Annotated in this window: 17 protein-coding genes and 1 pseudogene; 6 read left to right on the plus strand and 12 right to left on the minus strand. The window is 73.1% G+C overall.

Annotation, left to right across the window (positions count from 1 at the left end):
* Together ACIRFH_RS20380 and ACIRFH_RS20385 are read left to right on the plus strand one after the other, a co-directional pair.
* Window positions 1–138 (plus strand): annotated as a pseudogene (locus tag ACIRFH_RS20380) (IS110 family transposase); the annotation flags it as partial.
* 44 nt (window positions 139–182) lie between these two features.
* A complete protein-coding gene (locus ACIRFH_RS20385; protein ID WP_403522462.1) occupies window positions 183–2,441 on the plus strand; it encodes a BTAD domain-containing putative transcriptional regulator in 2,259 nt (752 codons plus the stop codon).
* Here the strand turns inward: ACIRFH_RS20385 and ACIRFH_RS20390 are convergent.
* Genes ACIRFH_RS20390 through ACIRFH_RS20400 form a run of 3 tightly spaced genes read right to left on the minus strand, consistent with a single transcriptional unit; the run spans window position 2,346 to window position 4,596 of the window.
* Window positions 2,346–2,903 (minus strand): CGNR zinc finger domain-containing protein, encoded by a 558-nt coding sequence (locus tag ACIRFH_RS20390; RefSeq protein ID WP_403522465.1) that lies wholly within the window; start codon window positions 2,901–2,903, stop codon window positions 2,346–2,348. The two genes, ACIRFH_RS20385 and ACIRFH_RS20390, sit on opposite strands and share 96 nt — an antisense overlap.
* A gap of 35 nt (window positions 2,904–2,938) precedes the next feature.
* Complete coding sequence (locus tag ACIRFH_RS20395) at window positions 2,939–4,132, minus strand: MalY/PatB family protein (RefSeq protein ID WP_403522467.1); 1,194 nt, start codon at window positions 4,130–4,132, stop codon at window positions 2,939–2,941.
* Window positions 4,129–4,596 (minus strand): DinB family protein, encoded by a 468-nt coding sequence (locus ACIRFH_RS20400; protein WP_403522470.1) that lies wholly within the window; start codon window positions 4,594–4,596, stop codon window positions 4,129–4,131. The genes ACIRFH_RS20395 and ACIRFH_RS20400 overlap by 4 nt, the downstream gene beginning before the upstream one ends.
* Before the next feature lie 405 nt (window positions 4,597–5,001).
* Between ACIRFH_RS20400 and ACIRFH_RS20405 the strand changes: the two genes are divergently transcribed.
* Window positions 5,002–5,430, plus strand: a complete 429-nt coding sequence (locus ACIRFH_RS20405; RefSeq protein WP_403522473.1) for a hypothetical protein — start codon at window positions 5,002–5,004, stop codon at window positions 5,428–5,430.
* A 65-nt stretch (window positions 5,431–5,495) separates the two neighbouring features.
* Complete coding sequence (locus tag ACIRFH_RS20410; RefSeq protein WP_403522475.1) at window positions 5,496–5,834, plus strand: hypothetical protein; 339 nt, start codon at window positions 5,496–5,498, stop codon at window positions 5,832–5,834.
* A gap of 67 nt (window positions 5,835–5,901) precedes the next feature.
* Here the strand turns inward: ACIRFH_RS20410 and ACIRFH_RS20415 are convergent, their stop codons facing one another.
* The 3 genes from ACIRFH_RS20415 to ACIRFH_RS20425 all read right to left on the minus strand — a co-directional run bounded on the left by ACIRFH_RS20415 (window position 5,902) and on the right by ACIRFH_RS20425 (window position 8,499).
* A complete protein-coding gene (locus ACIRFH_RS20415; protein WP_403522478.1) occupies window positions 5,902–6,786 on the minus strand; it encodes an SGNH/GDSL hydrolase family protein in 885 nt (294 codons plus the stop codon).
* A 142-nt stretch (window positions 6,787–6,928) separates the two neighbouring features.
* Window positions 6,929–7,465: a sigma-70 family RNA polymerase sigma factor gene (locus ACIRFH_RS20420; RefSeq protein ID WP_403522481.1), complete on the minus strand. Its 537-nt coding sequence runs from the start codon at window positions 7,463–7,465 to the stop codon at window positions 6,929–6,931.
* A gap of 122 nt (window positions 7,466–7,587) precedes the next feature.
* Window positions 7,588–8,499 (minus strand): ABC transporter, encoded by a 912-nt coding sequence (locus ACIRFH_RS20425; RefSeq protein ID WP_403522484.1) that lies wholly within the window; start codon window positions 8,497–8,499, stop codon window positions 7,588–7,590.
* 386 nt (window positions 8,500–8,885) lie between these two features.
* Between ACIRFH_RS20425 and ACIRFH_RS20430 the strand changes: the two genes are divergently transcribed.
* Window positions 8,886–9,851 (plus strand): Rieske 2Fe-2S domain-containing protein, encoded by a 966-nt coding sequence (locus tag ACIRFH_RS20430; RefSeq protein ID WP_403522486.1) that lies wholly within the window; start codon window positions 8,886–8,888, stop codon window positions 9,849–9,851.
* Window positions 9,852–9,953: 102 nt separating this feature from the next.
* Here ACIRFH_RS20430 and ACIRFH_RS20435 read toward each other — a convergent pair whose 3' ends face one another.
* The 5 genes from ACIRFH_RS20435 to ACIRFH_RS20455 form a co-directional block, all read right to left on the minus strand.
* On the minus strand, window positions 9,954–10,745 hold the full coding sequence (locus ACIRFH_RS20435; RefSeq protein ID WP_403522489.1) for a YqjF family protein: 792 nt from the start codon (window positions 10,743–10,745) through the stop codon (window positions 9,954–9,956).
* A gap of 61 nt (window positions 10,746–10,806) precedes the next feature.
* On the minus strand, window positions 10,807–11,901 hold the full coding sequence (locus ACIRFH_RS20440; RefSeq protein ID WP_403522492.1) for a glutamate--cysteine ligase: 1,095 nt from the start codon (window positions 11,899–11,901) through the stop codon (window positions 10,807–10,809).
* A gap of 248 nt (window positions 11,902–12,149) precedes the next feature.
* A complete protein-coding gene (locus ACIRFH_RS20445) occupies window positions 12,150–12,437 on the minus strand; it encodes a hypothetical protein (RefSeq protein WP_403522495.1) in 288 nt (95 codons plus the stop codon).
* A 137-nt stretch (window positions 12,438–12,574) separates the two neighbouring features.
* Window positions 12,575–12,709, minus strand: coding sequence for a hypothetical protein (locus ACIRFH_RS20450; protein ID WP_403522497.1), 135 nt, complete (start codon window positions 12,707–12,709; stop codon window positions 12,575–12,577).
* Window positions 12,710–12,717: 8 nt separating this feature from the next.
* Window positions 12,718–13,842, minus strand: coding sequence for an MFS transporter (locus ACIRFH_RS20455; RefSeq protein WP_403522500.1), 1,125 nt, complete (start codon window positions 13,840–13,842; stop codon window positions 12,718–12,720).
* On the opposite strand from ACIRFH_RS20455, the gene ACIRFH_RS20460 reads away from it, so the two are divergent.
* Window positions 13,796–14,488, plus strand: coding sequence for a zinc-binding dehydrogenase (locus ACIRFH_RS20460; RefSeq protein ID WP_403522502.1), 693 nt, complete (start codon window positions 13,796–13,798; stop codon window positions 14,486–14,488). The two genes, ACIRFH_RS20455 and ACIRFH_RS20460, sit on opposite strands and share 47 nt — an antisense overlap.
* 599 nt (window positions 14,489–15,087) lie before the next feature.
* Here ACIRFH_RS20460 and ACIRFH_RS20465 read toward each other — a convergent pair.
* Window positions 15,088–15,597, minus strand: coding sequence for a nucleoside deaminase (locus ACIRFH_RS20465; protein ID WP_403522505.1), 510 nt, complete (start codon window positions 15,595–15,597; stop codon window positions 15,088–15,090).
* Window positions 15,598–15,854: the final 257 nt, after the last annotated feature.

Raw genomic sequence — 15,854 nt, forward strand, 5'->3', positions numbered from 1 at the left:
GACCGCTGCCGGACCCGCGGCAAGACCCACACCCAGGCCCTCCTCCGCCTGGCCCGGCAACGCATCAGCGTCCTGTTCGCCATGCTCCGCGACGGGACCTTCTACGAAGCGCGCATCCCCGCAGCAGTCACCACATGACCAGCTCGGCTTGACGAAAGACATAGAGGCACCCTCCCAGCGCCGTGTCCTCGGTCCACGCGCACATCAGCAGGCTTCGCTCCGCCCTGGAACCCGGCCGCGGGCGGCAGAAGCAGCCCCAGGTGCTCCGCAGCACCCCCACCGGGTACGCCCTGTCCTTCCCGCCTGAACCGCTGGACTCCATGCGCTTCGAACAGTCCGTGCGCCAGGCGCAGGCGCAGGCGCAGGCGGACGCCGGCCGCGTCGGCGAAGCCCTTCGGGAGACCGAGTGCGCGTTGGCCATGTGGAGGGGCACTCCGCTCGTCGACGCCCGCGTCCACCACTTCGTGGAGGGGGAGAGCGGACGCCTCCAGGGCTTGAAGCTGTCGGCCGAGGAACTGCGTACCGCCTTGCTGCTCCAGGAGAACCGGATCATCGAGGCGGTCACCGGCGCGGAACGGCTCGTCGAACGCGATCCCCTGCGCGAGGCGTCCTGGATCGTGCTCATGCGCGCCCTGTACGCCGCGGGCCGCCCCGCAGAGGCGCTCCGCCGGTACGAGGAGGTACGCGCCCTGCTGGCCCGTGCCCTCGGTCTCGACCCGGGGCCCGAGTTGCGTGAGACGCAGCCGGCCGTTCTGCGTCACGACACGGTGACACTGCGTCGACCTCCTTGCCGTGTCCGGGTCGCCCCGCACGGCGCCCACGGCGTGCTCCCGGAGCGGCCGGCCGGCGTCCGGCCGGACCTGCCGGGCCGGGAAGGTGAACTCGGACGGCTGTCCGAGCTGCTGCGGGGAGCCGCAACCGGCCGCACCAGGTGGGCCGAGGTGTCGGGGGAACCGGGGGTGGGGAAGCCGCGGGTCGCCGAGGAGGTGGCACGGCAAGCCTCCGACACCGGCTGGCACGTGCTGCGGATCTGGTGCGCCGAGGGGAGCTCTCCGGGCGCCCGGGTCCCGGAGCGGCAGCTGCAGCAGCTGGACGGTCAGTTGCGGAGGCCGGCCGGACGCGCGTGCGTCACAGGCCCCACGCTGTGCGTCGTCGAGGACGTCCATCTGGCCTCGGACGACGTGCGGAGGCTGCTGGTCACGTACGCGCGGACGCTGCGCGAGGCGCCGCTCGCGGTGGTATGCACGGTGGCGGACGAATCGGGGCCCGCCACCGAGCGGTTCCTGGCCGAGCTGGCGGGACGCGGTGCTGACGTGATACCGCTCGCTCCCTTGACGGTGGCCGCGGTGCGGCGTGTCGTTTCCGCGGCCACGGACGGCCCTGTGCCCGAGGACGCGGCCCGCAGACTGCACGAACTGAGCGGTGCTAATCCCTTCCTGCTGAACCAGGTGCTCACGCATGCCCGGAACCTCGGGGCAGCCCCGCACTCCGGCCCTTCCTGGTCACGCGTGCCGCCGGCCGTGCGGAGCGTCGTCAGGGCCCGGCTCGCCGAACTGTCGCCTGCCGCGCGGCAGGTCGTCGATCGCGCGGCTGCGATCGGTGACCGGCCAGACATGCGCCTCGTGACCCGGCTGGGCCGAATGCCGCTCGACGAGGCGCTGAGACTGGCGGACCAGGCCGTCGCGGTACGGCTGCTGGCCTGGTCCGAGGAGGCGTCCCCGGACGACGGCCAGGGCTACCGCTTCCCGGCAGGCGTGCTCCGGTGGGCGGTGCTCGGTGAACTGAGTCCCGCACGCCGCCGGACCCCGCACGCCGATGCCGTCACCGCCCGGGCGGTGACCGCGCGGCCGGCGCCGCGGGGCGGATCCGGGCAGCGCCCGCCGGAGCAGCTCGTGTGCCGACGGCCTGCCGAAGTCGAGGCGCACGAGGAGATGGCCGGACAGCCCGCCCGGGGTGCCGGCGAGCAGGCCGCTGACGTGGACGGTGCCCTGCTGGAAGCGATGATCGGGGAAGACCGGGCCGCCGAGGTGTTCGACTGGCTTCGGGCGCTGCCGTTCGCCGGGTACGGCCGCCGGGGCCTGTTCCTGCACGAGCGGGTGAACGAGGCCCTGGACCAGGGACTTTGCCGGCGGGACCTCGACGGCAACGAACGGGTGCATGTTCGCACCGGTCACCGTCTGCTCCAGCGGGCCAGGACCGCTCCCGGGACGGAGGCGATGACCGCGCGCGGAAGGACCGGTCGGGTGACCGTCGTCCCGCTGGGACAAGGCCGCCGGACGCGCCGGCCCGCGCCTTCCCGGCGGGAGGCGCTGTCCCACCCGGCGGCCCGCGGCGGCCGGGAGCGGTCAGTGGGCCGCCTGCCGCCGCTTGCGGTAGTTGGCCACCTTGTGCCGGTTGCCGCACTCGGCCATGCCGCACCAGCGACGATTGGCGGACCGTGAGAGGTCCACGAAGAGACGGGTGCAGTCCTCGTTCGAACATTCCCGTACGCGGGCGAAGTCGGCGCCGCCCAGCAGGCCGACCGCGTCCCGGGCCACCGCGCCGAGCACCTCGTCGACGCCTCCTGTACGGGTGAGGCGACCGTCCTCGTCGAGCTGGTGCCTGGGGAGCGGAAGCCGGGCCGCTTCGTTCACCTCGGCGAGCGCTTCGCGCACCTCGCTGTCCGAGGCCGGCGTCAGGGGCCACGCGCGTACCAGCGTGTACACGGCCTCCCTGAGACGGCAGGTCCTCGACAGGGCGCGTGCGTCCAGCGGACCGGGCGCATCGAGCAGCGTGGCCTGGTGGATCCAGCGGCACAGCTCTTCCGGGGAACGCAGCAGTTCGATGCGCCTGCTGCGTCGCCACAGCAGGGTGCCCGCGAGGTCGAGGGACACCCGCCCGCTGACGAAGACGAAGTCATCCACACCTTCATGGTGCCAGGTGGTCTCCGGTGCCGGCGTCACCGCTCCCGCCCGCCCAGCGCTTCGGCGACGCGGCCGAGGATCTCCTCCAGCACCTGCTGCGAAGTGGCGAAGTTCAGCCGCAGGAACCCCTCGGCATGCGGACCGAAGGGGGTGCCGCCGTCGAGCAGGACCCTGCCCTCCCTGAGCACCTTCTCCACCGGCGGTTCGTCCGGGCCGAGCGGCCGGATGTCCAGCCACGCCAGGTACGTGGCCTCGGGAAGGTGGTGGCGGACCTGCGGGAGCCGGTCGCGCAGCACGTCGTGGACGCGCCGGCGGTTGCGGTCCAGCACGGTCAACAGATCGCGCTGCCAGGTGTCACCGTGTTCCCACGCGGCCAGGGTGGCGATGACACCGAGCGGTGAGACGGTGCCGTACAGGTCGGGCGGTTGTGCGTCACGGAGCGCCAGGAGACGGTCCGGGCCGTAGTGCGTCACGGCACAGCGGACGGCGGCCAGGTTGAACGCCTTGGTCGCGGACGTCAGGGTCACCGTGCGGCGCGCTGCGTCGTCGGACAGGCTCGCGAAGGGGAGGTGCCGGTGCGGGGCGTAGGTCAGCTCGGCGTGGATCTCGTCGCTGATGACGAGCAGATCGTGCCGTCGGGCGATGGCGGCCACCTCGGCGAGTTCGTCGCACGTCAGCACCCGCCCGGTGGGGTTGTGCGGGTTGACCAGGACCAGCGCTGTGCAGGCGGACCGCTTCACCGCGGTGTCCAGGGCGGCGAAGTCCATGCGCCAGCCGTCATCGGTGTCCTCCATCGGGATGGGCACGACCCGCCGGTTCATCGTCCGCAACGTCGCCAGGAAGGGCGGGTAGTTGGGGACCTGTACGGCCACAGCGTCCCCGGCCGACGTCGCGAGGTGAAGGACGAGTTGCAGACACTGGATGAGGTCGGTCTGCTCGCGCACCCGGTGCGCCGACGCGGCCCATCCATAGCGCTCGGCCATCCGTTCGGCGAAGGCGGTGCGCAACGGACTGCCGTCCGGCCAGTCCGGATAACCGAGATCGCGCCGGTCGACGGCCTCGTGCAGTGCGGTCACCACCGGCGGCGGCGTGGGGAAGTCCATGTCGGCCACCCACGCCGGCAGGACGTCCCGTTCCGGGCGGTGCCACTTCACGCTGCCGCGAGCGCGCAGCCAGTCGAGGCCGAGATCGTCGAAGCCGGGAACGTCCCGAGCCGGTGCGGCGGTCATGCCGGACCCCCCGTTCGCAGTAGATCGCGGGTGATCTGCACCTGCCCATGATGCTGGGCCAGTTCCTCCAGTACGTGCAACTGGACGCCCCGCACGCTCAGGGGACGGTCCGGCCCCTCGAACTCGGCAGGTGGTGTGTTGCGCGGCGACTCGGACGGCGGTACCTCACGCAGGTCTGCCCCCAGACGCGCGAAGAGCGCGTCGACCTCCCGGCGCAGGTGTCGTGCGTCCCCCTTCGCCGTGAACTCGGAGGGACGGTCACGGTCGACGCGACGCCCCGCGACGACGTGGCCCAGCCAGTAGTCGGCCACGCCGACGCAGTGGTACGCGATGGCGTAGGGGGAGTTGGCACCGGGCAGGTCCGGCGCGGTGTTGCCGAGGTCGTCACCCAGTTCCTCCAGCGCGCCGAGCATCCCGTCGAAGGCGCGCCGAAGGAAGTACAGGTACTCGTCGTGCTCGTGCACGATGCCTCCCTGTCAGTCGGAGGTATCAGCATCATCAACGATTCAACACCTGTCAATAGGGTGTTCTATAAGCGGGATGAATCATTCTCAGAGAAGTAAAGCTGGGCAAATGGGAATTCAGGGAACTGCTCTGTAACCCGCTTGAAGGGTGTCCATGAGTGAGCGATCGACCAGATGGATGACGTCGATCGCGCAGAAGCGGGCGTGTTCTGTGACAGCTGTGTGCCGGAGCCGTCGTGAAGCCGCCATCGCATCGAACTGATCCGTAGACGCTCCCGTCGTGCTGATCGAAGGGGCGATCACGCAAGGGCGCGGTCACGCGCTCGCCAACCGAGGAGACATCTCGCGAACCACCGTTTCCGTACCGCCTTCACCGTTTCGGCCGCGGTCGGTGCCGGGCTGCTGATGACGGCCGGCCAGGAGGGCCCCGGTGCCGCTGACGCCACCCCGGCGAAGACCGTCGCCGATTCGGCGGCGACGTCTCCTCCTGCGCCGGCGCCCAGCGCCGGCAAGACCGGTGGTCCGGGCGGCCAGGAGAGCCGGACGAGCGGAACCACGGCGGGCACCTCCCGGTGCGGTGGCGCCACCGGCGGCACGGGCCCGGGTCGGGGCTCCGGCGACGGCGGTGCCGGCGACAAGACAGGGTACGGCCAGAGCTGCGGGTCCAATGACCTGCGCTGGTCGGCCACGTCGATGACCCAGGCCGGCGGTTACAACCGGATCAGTGTCAGCGCGAAGCCCGGTATCACCGCGCCCGCGGTCGCCACCATCCACCTCCCCCGGCGGGTGCCCGCGATGATCCACGGCTCGTGGATCCCCGACTTTGCCCTCTGACGCGCACCCGGCCCACCGCGCACACACCGACTCGCACCGACTCGCACCCGACAAGGAGCATCTCCATGGACGACTTCCGCACCCGTGCCACCGCCGGCCCCGCCATCGCCTCGACCGTCATCGCCTCGACCGTCACCGAGGCGGTGCTGCCCGGTGTCGTCGACCCGGACGGCATCCAGGTCCGCACCCGCCCGGCCCGGCCGGCCGGTCCCGGCCGGGTCGGGCCGGCGATGGAGGCCGCCGGGCACAGGAGGATCAGCTGGCAGCAGACCAGCAGCACGGCCAGGATCTCCAGGACGGGGCCGGCCGGCCCGGTGTCGTCCAGCCCCGGTGCAGGGCCAGCAGGCCGGACCCGCGGCGCGCCGCCGACACCGTGCGCGCCGAGGCGGCCGGGCGCACGGTGACCGTGTCGCCGGACGCACGGGGCGGCCCGTGCCGTCGGGACGGGCCGCCCCTCGTCGTCGTGTCAATCTACGGCTTGAGTATCCGGTCGTACGTCGCGGCCGCCATCATCAACTGGCCGTAGCCGTTCGGGTGGGCCGCCATGGAGCCCGCGGCCGGAGCCAGGGACTCGATGAAGCGGCGGTCGCGGGGCTGGCACATGTCGTGCCCGACGGTGGGTGCGTAGGTGTCCGCGTAGGAGACGCCGGTGCCGCCGGCGGCGGCCCGGCGGGCCAGCGCGCGGTTGAGCTTCAGCGTCGTGTCCCGGAGGAAGGCGAAGTCCTGCCGGGCGAACGGCACTTCGGCGCACCCCACACCGTTGTCGGGGAAGAGGGCCGGATACCCGACCACGACGATCTTCGCGTCCGGGCTGCGCCGCCTGATGTCGGTGATCACGTCGCGGACGCGTCCCTCCACCGTGTTGATGCGCTCACCGAGCACGTCCTTGCCGGTGGTGAAGTACCTCTTGCACGGACTGCCGTCCGGGTCCGAGGACTTCACCAGCGCACAGGTGGCGAGCACGTTGGTGAAGCCGACGTCGTTGCCCCCGATGGTCAGGGTGACCAGCTTGGTGTTCGGCGTCAGCGCGTTGATCTGCGGCGGCTTGGAGCCCTGGGCGTTCCAGATGCTGCGTGTCGTGGCACCGCTGCACGTGACGTCCTTGAACGCCCGGTTCTTGCCCGCGGAGGTACCGGCGACGATGGAGGGGTAGCTGCCCGTGGTCCGGTCGCACTCGGCGTCCTTCACTCCCGGGAGGCCGGCCCCCGAGGCGTAGGAGTCGCCCATGGCCACGTAGTTCGGACCGTCGGCGGCCTGGGCCGGCGCCGCGAGGGAGAACAGGCTCGCTCCGGCCACGGCGGTCACCGCGGCCGCCCGGCACACGCCGGACATCCGCTTCGAGTTCTGCGTCATCATGTCCCTGAGGGTCGGTGGGTTGGATGAGCCGGTCTCCGCGGACGCGGTCCGGCGCGGACGTCCCGGCACCCGGGGCTCGTCCGTAGGGGACAACGGGGGATCCGGGGTGCCGGTTCACCCGGCACGGAGGGCGGCGCGCGACTCAGCCGAGGACACCGCGGGCGGTCAGGGCGCGCTTGAGCGCACGCATCGCGTAGTGCGTCCGGGACTTCACGGTGCCGGGTGGCACGCCGAGGAGTCGCGAGGCGTGGAGCACGCTGCGCCCGTTGAAGTACGTCTCCCGCAGCACCTCGCGCTGCTGTTCGGTGAGGTCGTCGAGTGCCTCCCTGACGACGTGCGCGGTCAGCAGCCGGTCCGTGCCGTCACCCACCGGGACGACCACGCCGTCCAGTTGCCGGTGGTCGCCGGCGCGTACCGCCCGGGCCCGGCGTTCGTCGATCACCAGGTTCCTGACGACCCGGAACAACCACGGCCGGATCCCGTCCGGGGTGAGGCCGAGGGAGCCGCTGTGCCGCCAGGCCCGGACGACGGCCTCCTGAAGCAGGTCCTGGGACCGGTGCCAGTCGTTGCCCAGTTGCCGGGCCGCGAAGGACAGCAGATCCTTCCCGTGCGCGGCGTAGACGTCGCGCACGAACCGTTCGGCGTCCTCGACCGGCCCAGCCGTCCGCTCCCTGTTCATGTGACTCTCCCAGCCCTTCGCGGTGACGCGCGTCCGACGCGCTCACCTCTCCATCGGTCCCGGGGGCCCGGACGGTTCACACCGTGGGGAACAGAGAGAAGGCGGGGAACAGGGAGAGGTGATCAGACGAGTCGCTTGCGGCCCCACACGGACACGAAGGCCGTCAGGCCCGCCGTCAGGGCCAGCAGGATGCCCGCGCCGAGCCGCTGCATGCCGCTCATCCGGGAGATCGGCAGGTACTCCACGTTCCGGCCCACGACGTCCGCCGCGCGCAGACACGCCTCGTGCGCCTGGTCGTTCGCCGAGTCCGCGCAGGCGCTCCAGCCCAGCCGGTCCCCGCCCCCGGTCAGGTAGGACTGGCCGACCTGGTACGCGCCGTCCGGCAGCACCGGGAAGGAGCCCTCGGCGGTGACGCCCTGACGGGTGGTGACGGTGACCGGGGCGCCCAGGCTCAGCCGGAAGTGGCTCCAGACGAGCTGCACGGCGACGGCGAAGGCGAAGGTGACCACCATGGACGCCGGCGTGCGGCGCAGCGCCACCCCGATCGCCACACCGCCGACGAAGGTGAACAGGGAGAGGGCGACGAGCACCGGTCCGGTGGTGTCGAACGCGTCCCCCGAGGTCCAGTCCAGCACCGTGGCGGTGCCCTTGACCGGGCTCCACCACCAGCCGAACGCCACGGACAGGGCGACGGTCGCCACCACGATCACCGAGCCGGTCACACCGAGCTTGACGGCCAGCCAGCGGGTGCGGCTGACGGACTGGGCGGTGACCAGCTTGGCGGTGCCGTTCTCCAGGTCGCCCGCGAACAGCGGTGCGCCCGCGAACAGCGGTGCGCCGACGAACACGCCGAGCAGGACGGGGACCAGCCCGGGCGCCAGGGCGACGGGCCGGAAGTCGGACGCGTACGTCTGCAGTCCCTGGCCCAGGTCGTCGACGGTCCTGGCCGGCCAGCCGTGGCCGGTGAGGAAGTCCGTCAGCAGGACCCGCCGGTGGACGATCCATACCAGGCAGAGCGCGGAGGCGCCCAGCACGGTCCAGCTCGCGGTGCGGTGCTGCCGCCAGACGAGCCAGGTCAGTCCGCTCAGCCGGGGGAACCGGGAGGGTGAAGCTGCCCCGGCATCACCGGCACCAGCCCGCAGCCACTTCGAGGTAACCCGAACGTGTCACCGCAAACCGGCCAGGAGCATGAGCGGCTCGCTGTCGGCACATGCCGCCACGTGCCCGGTCGATCGGGGGGTAGGACACGGCCACGGTCACGGCCAAGGCCAAGGCCAAGGCCGGCGAGAGCATGCGGGGGTCCGCGACACCGGGCGCGAACGGAGGCGCGCGCGGTGATCCGGTCCGGCGGCCGACCGCGGCCCACCGCAGGCGGCCCCTGCTCCGTTTGCCGTCCGCGCGGTGGGGGACCCGGCCGACCATGAGCACTACGCCGCACCGCCCCCGGATGAGGCAGAACCGCGTCCTGTGGCTGCTGGACCGCCTGGAGCGGGAGCCCAGGGCCGACGCGCTGATCGCCGCGGTCCGCACGAGGGTGCAGGCCCTGCCCCTCGGCGACGGACGGGACCTCCTGCACGGCAAGGGGCTGGGGCACCCCGCACACCCCCTGATGGTGCAGGTGCCGATCGGCAGCTGGCTGTCGGCGGCGGTACTGGACCTGTACCCCGGCCGCACCCGCGGAGCGGATCTGCTGGTCGGCGTCGGTCTGGCCTCCGCCGCGCCCGCGGCCCTGGCGGGCTGGGTCGACTGGGCGGAGCTGCACCCTCAGCAGCAGCGGGTCGGCCTGGTCCACGCCCTCGCGAACTCGGCGGCCGTCGGCCTGTACGCCGCCTCGCTCACCTGTCGCGTCAAGGGACGCGGCGCGGCGGGCCGGGCCTACGGCTTCCTGGGGCTGACGGCGGTCGCGGTCGGCGGCATGCTGGGCGGCCACCTGGCCTACCGCCAGGCGTCCGGCGCCAACCACGCCGAAGAGGTCCCGCACGTCGTCACCCAGGGCTGGCACCGGATCGGAGCCGTGGCGGAGTTCCCGGTCGACCGACCGGTGCGGCGCAGCGTGGACGACGTCCCGGTCCTGGTCGTCCGGGAGACCGGAGGGGCGGTCCACGCCCTGGCGGAGCGGTGCAGCCACCTCGCCGGGCCGCTCTCCGAGGGCACGGTCAGCGACGGATGCGTCCAGTGCCCCTGGCACGGCAGCGTCTTCCGGCTCTCGGACGGCTGGAACGTCAGGGGCCCGGCCACCGCACCCCAGCCGGCCTTCGACACCCGGATCGCCGACGGCCACGTCGAGATCCGCCTGCGTCGGCAGGACCGGGACGGGCAGGCGCCGGACGAGGGGGAGACAGAGCGGCGGCACACGGTGACCGAAGGTCACGGACACGGCAGCTGACGACCGTCTCGCGGGACGACCGCACGGGCTGCCGCGGCGGACCGGAAGGACGTACCCGGCAAGGACGTACCCGGCAGGGCACGGCCGGCCGCCGGCCGCGGGTCAGCCGCTCCGGCCGCGCGCGTCGGCGCCACGCCGCCGTCCGCGCCGACGGCCGTGCGAGGGGACGCAGGGCATGGGGAGCCCGATCCTCACGTCCCGGACGCCTTCCGAGAAGTGCGCCACGGGTCCGTCGAGCGGCGCCTCTCCGAGGCCCGCCGCGGCGGTCAGCGTCTCCTCCAGGACGGCGACGGTGGCGTGGGCCAGCGGCCACGGCTCGTGCTCGACGGGCGTCTCCCAGAGCATGCCGAGCCGACGGGTGTACGCCCGCCAGCGCGAGGTCAGCCACACCTCGCGCTCCGTCGGCTCGATCGGGTCGCCGCGGCGGACGAGCAGACGGTAGGAGGCGTCGCCGTTCCCTCTCGTACCGGAGTAGGAGACGGTGTCCCCGTCCGTGGAGACGTCCAGGGCGCCCGGATGGTACGGCGCACCGATGGCGCGGGCCGCCACCATCGGGGGGAAGGCGACCTCGACGGACAGGAACCAGAGCCCGTCGCGCCCGTCACGGTGTCGGACGTAGGTCCGCAGGTTGGTCTCCGCGAACGTCGGGAGACCGGGCAGCGCGGCGGGGACGCCGGGCGGGCGTACGTCCGCCATGACGAAGGGCGTGAACCCCACCCACGCGGCGCCGTCGTACTCGTCCACGGCCAGTTCATCGGGCAGCAGCGCCTGTACGGCCTCCGGCCGGTAGGGCCAGTGGACGAACGTCTGCGTCAGCCAGCCGGCCCGCAAGGCGGGCAGGCGCACCCGCCGTTCCGCTCTGTACGCCACCACGGGGGGCGGGTCCCCACGCATGATCGGGGGAAACGCACGGGTGGGAACCCGAGGGTGCCGCCGGCCGCGGCAGCGGTCCGTGTCAGGGCATGGTGCTCTGGGCGAGGATCAGGTCGGTGACCGCGGGCAGGCCGCCTTCGGCAAGGGCGGCGCGTTGCCGGTCCGCGCCGGTGCCGCCCCGCAGGAGCCGGTGGACCAGGGCCGTCACCTGCCGGCTGTCGCCGGACGCGTCGAGTGCGGGGGCGACGTGGCGCAGCAGCTCGTACAGCATCTCGCCGGCCCGGCGTTGCCGGCCACCCGGATCGACCAGGGTGCCGCTCAGTCCGTGGCGGGCGGCGTGCCACATGCTCGCCTGCAGCAGTTCCTGGTCGCAGTCGAGCGCGGGAGCACCGGCGGTGACCTCCGCCAGCGCGGTCTCCACGAGGGCCCGGACCAGGCCCGTGAGCATCACCGCGTCGTCCGCGCGCAGCTGCACGTCCAGGCACCGGACCTCGATGGTGGGGTACCGGGCCGAGAGTCGGGCCTGCCAGTACAGCTGACCGGTGTCCGAGATCAGACCGCTGTCCAGCAGTCGCTGCACGCGCCGGTCGTGATCGGCGATGTCGGCGAAGTGCGGGGGCATGCCGCTGACCGGCCAACGGCTGAAGATCACGGTGCGCCAGCTGGCGAAGCCGGTGTCGTGGCCGTCCCACAGCGGAGAGTTCGCGGACAGGGCGGTGAGGGCCGGCAGCCACACCCGGATCCGGTTCAGGACCTGCACGCCGGTCTCCCGGCTGGAGACGCCGACGTGGACGTGCATGCCGTTGACCAGCTGCTCCGCCACGAGCTGAGGGGCCTGGACGAGCATGGCCCGGTACCGGGCCTGGTCGGTGACGGCCACGGGGCGGCCGTGGCGCAGCGGGGGCGTCGCACAGGCCGCGATCCGGCAGCCGTGCGTCTCGGCGGCCGCCCCGAGGGCGTGCCGCAGCCGCAGCAGGTGCCCCCCGACCTCCTCCAGCGTGCCGCACACCGGCGTGGCCACCTCGACCTGCGCCTGCAGCAGCTCGCACTGCACCTCCCGGTCGGCCACGAGGTGCCCCAGGCCCGCGGCGGCACGCACCTTGTCCCCCAGGGGCGCCGGCAGACCCGTGACCGGGTCGAGCAGCAGGTACTCCTCTTCCACACCGATCGTCGTCATCGATCGCCTTCGGTTCCGCCCGGTTGCCGGGCCGGACATCGATGCGTCCGGCCGGTGCGTTCTCATGGCGAAGGCCGTCCTGGAGGGGGGCCTTCGCGGTGACCGAGTGCCGCAACCACATCGCGGCAAAACATGGCATATCTACACGGGGTGCTCATAGGGGAAAGGCCGCTCGTGCGGTGCGCGGCGCTGCGGCACGGTACCGCGCCGGCGGACGCCGGCCGGTCCCGGCTGCCCGTCCGGAGCCTTCATCCCTCCAGCAGATCACTGACGTAGTCGCGGAGCCGGGGAGGAAGGCCGCCGACGACGATCTCCCGCAGAGGCGAAATGTGGTCGACGTCGACATGGCCGGTGGAGGTGAGTTCGATGACGGCGTGCAACTCGGCCTCCAGGGCGGAGTCGTCCCTCTCGGAGGCGGCGGTCGCCGCCGGCAGTGTCGCCAGGGCCGAAGCCTGGGCGGGCGTGTACGCGCCCACGTGGTCGGTCACCTCGTCGGCCGCGCGTTCTCGTGCCGGTGCGTCGACGGCCAGGATCATTCGCGCCGTGCTGATGAAATCGTGAGACTCCAATGTGAAACACCCACTCGTCACTGGTGCGGAAGCGGGAACCGGGCCGGCCGGCGTGGCCGCGGGTGCAGGTCGCGTGGCGGCTCGCCGGCCTCGGATCGCGGTGGTCACAGTCGGCGGAGGACGGAACTCAGGGTTTCGATCTCCTGCGCGGAGAGCTTATCGGTGAAGTGGCGGCGCACCGCGGCGTCCGGGCCCGGGTGCACGGTGGTGACGGCCTGGCGTCCGGTGTCGGTGCGCACGGCGGGGTTCAGCCCCGGCCGGCGGGGGAGTCGGCGGTGTGCGCCGACGGCGTCGCCGCGGGACGGCGGCGGACGCGCAGCAGGTGGACGCCGGCTCCGGCGGCGGCGAGCAGCGCGACGAGGGCCGCCGCCACGAGAGCGCGGCGGTAGCCGTGGGCCAGGGCCGCGGGGCCGGGGACGGCCCGGCCGGCGGCGGGGCTCGCGAGGGTGGTGAGGGCCGCGAGCCCGAGGGCGCCGCCGACCTGCCGGGAGGTGTTGATCAACCCGCCCGCGATGCCGGCGTGCCGGGGCTCCACGTCCGCGACACCCAGCGCGGTCAGGGGGACGAAGGCCAGGCCCAGACCGGCACCGATGAGGACGGACGGGCCGAGCAGGTCGGCGAGGAAGGTCCCGTCGACGGGAAGCCGGGCCAGCCGCAGCAGTCCGGCCGCGAGCACGAGGAGGCCGGGCAGGAGCGTGCCCCGCAGCCTCCCCGCACCCCAGGACGCCGCCATCAGGGCCGCGGCGAGCGGCACCTGGGTGAGGCCCGCGTCGAGGGGCGGGTAGCCGAGGACCTTCTGCTGGTAGAGCGGGAGGAAGAAGAACGTGGCGACCCAGACCGCTCCGAGCAGCAGCATCAGGACGTTGCCCGTCACGGCCGAACGGTCGCGCAGCAGGGCGGGGGGCAGCAGCGGATCCCGCGTGCGCCGCTCGACGGGCATGAGCATCAGCAGCAGGAACAGTCCGGCCGCCGGGGCGGCGAAGTCCGGCACCGGCAGTCGGCCCCTGGCGCCCAGGCCGAGGACGAGGCGGGTGAGTCCGGCCGTCACGACGAGCGCGCCGGGTATGTCGAGGCGGGCGGTGCGCCCCCGCTCCCCCCGGCTCAGGAGCAGCGGGGTGGCCGCGATCGCGGGCAGGGCGAGGAGCGCGCTGACGGCGAAGACGGCCCACCAGCCCAGGGCGCCGGTGAGCACACCGCCGAGCAGGACGCCCGCGGCTCCGCCCGCCGCGGAGGCCGCTCCCCAGACGCCCAGGGCTTTTCCGCGACCGGGCCCCGGGGGCCAGTGGGCCAGCCACGTCACCGTCGAGGCCGGCGACCTGACCGAGGTGCCCGAGCCGGCCGACTCCGCCGAGGCGGAGACCTTCGTGGTCAACGGCATCACCGCCTGGCAGATGCTCCACCGCCTGGCGAAGGTCCGCCCCGGCCGCACCGTCCTCGTGCACGGCGCGAACGGCGGCGTCGGCTCCACCCTGGTCCAGCTCGCCCGCATCGCCGGCGCCCGGGCCGTCGGCACCGCCTCCGCCAAACACCACGACGCCGTCCGGGCCCTGGGCGCACTCCCCGTCGACCACCGGACACCCGACCTGGAGGAACAACTGCGCGGCCACGCCCCACAGGGCTACGACGCGGTCTTCGACCACGTCGGCGGCGAGGGCATCGTCGTCTCCCACCGCCTGCTCGCCGCCAAGGGCACCCTCGTCTCCTACGGCACCGCCTCCACCCGCGACATCCAGGGCTCCTCCAGAACCCCGGTCCTCAAGCTGCTCGCCCGCCTGACGCTGTGGAACGCCCTCCCGGACGGCAAGGGCGCCCACTTCTACACCATATGGGCCGGCCGGCGCAGGCTCGACACCTTCCGCGCCAGACTGCACGCCGACCTGACCCAGGTCCTCACCCTGCTCGCCGACGGCCGGCTCACCCCCCAGGTCGCCGCACGCGTGCCGCTCACCGAGGTCGGCGAAGCGGTACGGCTCGCGGAATCCGGCACCGTGGTCGGCAAGGTCGTCCTGGTGCCGTAGACACCCAGGGCCGCGAGGCTGCTGCCCCCGACTCCGCCGTCTCATCGTGATGCCTCTCCGCGCCGGGGGCGGACCGGCGACCGCCGCCGGCGCACGACACGTCACAGCGGTGAACGGCATGCCCCGGGCCCCGATGTGCCGGATCCGCACCGTGTCGCCGTGCCGCCTCCGTCTTGGGTATCCGGTCGTATGTCGCGGCCGCCTCGAGTCGTGCGTCATCACGTGTCTGAGGGCTGGTGGACTGGACGGGCCGCTCTCCGCGGACGCGGTCCGGTGTGGCCGCCCCGGTACCCGGGGCTCGTCCGTGGGGGACGACGGGGGCTCGGGGCGCCGGTTCACCCGGCACGGGCGAAGCGCGCGGCTCGGCACAGCGAGCCCCGCGAACGGACGAGCGGCCGCCCACCGCGAGGAGCCTTCCGGGGAACACGGCGGGCGGCCGCTTCGGCAGCCGCGGTCCCAGGTGCGGGAGAGCACGTCGGGCTGCCGCTTCGGAGGCTGGGCAGCGGCCGTCACCGCGGCGCCACAAGACCGGCCGGGCAGTGGTGACGTGCGGGGGCACCACCGCCCGGGCAGGATGAAAGCCTGCCGCTGAGGTGATGTCAGTAATCGACGCGGTCGGACTTGGCCAGCCACGCGTCGAACGGCGCCGTGCGGTGCGGCAGGTCCAGGTGCTCGATCCACGTCGGCCACACCGCCTGGGGCTTCTTGTCGAACAGGTCGTAGAACTTGCGGTCGTCGAAACCGGCCACCGCGGCATCGTGCCGGTCGGCGGAGTAGACGATCCCGTCGACGCGCGCCCACAGCGCGGAGGACAGACACATCGGGCACGGTTCGCACGAGGTGACGAGGACACAGCCCTCGAGCGAGAAGACGCCCAGTTCCCGGCAGGCGGCACGCAGCGCGCTCACCTCGGCGTGCGCCGTCGGATCGAGGGTCGCGGTGACCTGGTTGTTCCCGACCGCGACGATCTGTCCGTCCTTGGCGACCAGCGCGCCGAACGGGCCGCCGCCGTTGCGCACGCTGTCGGTGGCCAGGCTGATCGCCTTCTCCATCCAGGCGTGCTTGAGGTCCTGGACGCTCGCTTCTTGGGTGTGCGCGGTCACGGTCACTCCTTCTCGGAAACGGTGGGGATCTCCCCGTAAGCCCTGCCCATGCGGGACACCGCCGCACCTGCCGGCCCTCGAGGGCGGCGTGCGAAGGGCGGCTCGTGCGAGAAGTACACAGCCTGCCGAGGAGGGTCGGCCAGGGGTGGAAAACATGAAAACCCCGCAGGCGGAGACCGGCTCTTCGTAGAGTCCTACAAGGCCGGTCCGCCGTCGTCCCTGTGGGTTGACTCGAGGTCCGGGCCGGCCGGCCCGGGACGCCC

This window comes from Streptomyces sp. NPDC093586 (assembly GCF_044764905.1).
In the GTDB taxonomy this organism is placed as follows: Bacteria; Actinomycetota; Actinomycetes; order Streptomycetales; family Streptomycetaceae; genus Streptomyces.